Origin of the sequence: Neobacillus drentensis, assembly GCF_036966985.1 — a bacterium.
GTDB lineage: Bacteria > Bacillota > Bacilli > Bacillales > Cytobacillaceae > Neobacillus > Neobacillus drentensis_E.
This window is the reverse complement of sequence record NZ_JBALSN010000718.1, coordinates 1-1919: the sequence shown is the minus strand read 5'-3', so window position 1 is coordinate 1919 and position 1919 is coordinate 1. Positions and strand designations below refer to the sequence as shown.

The window sequence follows — 1919 nt, the reverse complement described above, 5'->3', positions numbered from 1 at the left end:
CCCCAATAAGTAGACCCGTGTTTAAGGTATTCATCGTAGGTCCATTTTATAGGCTCCCAATCAGGCTCGAAGATTAAGTAACTATTTGTGAAGATTTCAACACGAAGGCCGCTACCTGGATCTTTAACATAAATGTACATCGCTTGTGAAATACCATGTTTACCAGGTCCAACAAAGCCAACCTCATTTTCACATAATATGTCAGCTGCACGTAAAAGGTCTTGAGAGTTATCTAACCAGTAGGCGATGTGGTGCATTTCATTGGGTCCAATTGAATTTTTCGTCGTCATCATCGCAACATCGTGTACTAAGTTTGTAACACTCATCCAGCTAGCTACTTGTTCATCATCTGGATTAACGAAGTATTCGCGAAGCTTGAAGCCTAATGTTTCTGTTAAGTAGCTTACTATTAGTTTATTATCCATTGATGTTTGCAAATTGACATGATCGATGCGTCGTGGTGAAACACCTTTTGCCCAAGATTTATATACTTGATTTTTTAGCACTGATTTACGACCTTCCTCAGCTTCTGGTTTTTCCATATCGTAATAAATTTCAAAGCGGTGCCCACTTGGTAATTCAAAACGAATCGCTTCTCCTTGACCTACTTCTTCACCATCTTTAATCCAACGTNNACGTACATCTGTGCCAGCATCTTCTAAAAGAAGTGCAAAGGTTCCAACATCCTCACGCCGTTTTGCTTTCCATCCGATATGGTCGATGTAAGACTTTTCTCCAGCTTTGATAGAAAGGGAATGGTGCTCAAAATCACCCCAGGCACGCAAATAGTGCGTACCATTAACTTCACGTGTTTCCTCTAAACCGATTACTTCTTTAAAGAACCATAATGATTTTTCTAAGTCCTCTGTTACTAGTGCAACGTGACCTAATTTTGCAATTTCTGGAGCATAAATGAATTTTTCCATAATTTTCTCCTCAATTTATAAATTATGAACCAATAGGAAGTAATACTGGCAACCTATTATCCTTGGATACCTGTTTTGAAACCAAATAAATGTCTGCCATAACCGTGAATACCATCTTCGTATAAAGATGTAATATGAGTAGCGATCGCAATTAAGTCACGTGCAAACAATTCAACCGGATGACCTTTCAATAAGGCATGTCCGCCAAGTGTTAATAAACTTTTAACACCAATATTGACGCACTTATCGATAATCGTAGCTCGAATTGCTTTATATCTTGCCCCTTCATAAGAACCACCTTTATCTTGTTCCATCATGACAATGTATTGGTTTAATAAAGCTTTAGCTGATTCCATTTCTATACTTAATTCTGCAAGAACGCGTTGACTTGTAGGCGATTCTTTTTCAACGACACCTGAGAAGCGAATTCGACCTGCTGTATGTTTTTCAAACTCATTTAATACACGTTCAGCGCCGCCTACCGCCATTGCAGCAAATCCAACATAGAAGCCAGGGTAGAATGGTGTGTTGTAATATAAATAATCTTGATCGAAATCCTTTTCTGGCGGTTGACTGCACTCGATAATTTTATTAAAACGAAGGATCGCTTCAGGTTTTACAAAAACTTTATCAACAACCAGTGTATTACTACCTGAGCCACGTAATCCAAGAGAATCCCAGTTTTTCACAACTTCTAAATCAGACACTTTTAAGCAAATACCTACTCGTTCAGGCTTATCAGAATCGTCAAATTTCATCATAGCTCCAACGCCAACCCAATCACAATAATTGATACCGCTTACAAAGTTGTATTTACCAGAAACATAGTAGCCACCTTCACACTCTTCTACTTGCCCTATAGGTGCAAAAACATCGGCTACAAAGCCGCCTTGATTAACGATTTCGTCACGTAACGGCTTTGGTAAATATGACACCCATGCATTGTGCACTGAAAAGAAGTATGTAAGCCACGCTGCCGATAAATTGTAATAG

The 1919-nt window shown here is 38.9% G+C and carries 2 protein-coding genes; both read right to left on the bottom strand.

Annotation, left to right across the window (positions count from 1 at the left end):
* A partial coding sequence (locus tag V7659_RS30945) for a VOC family protein (protein WP_335543824.1) occupies window positions 1-926 on the bottom strand: 926 nt, incomplete at its 3' end.
* Between the two features lie 56 nt (window positions 927-982).
* Window positions 983-1919 (bottom strand): acyl-CoA dehydrogenase family protein (locus V7659_RS30940; RefSeq protein WP_335543823.1); only part of this gene is annotated, 937 nt, incomplete at its 5' end.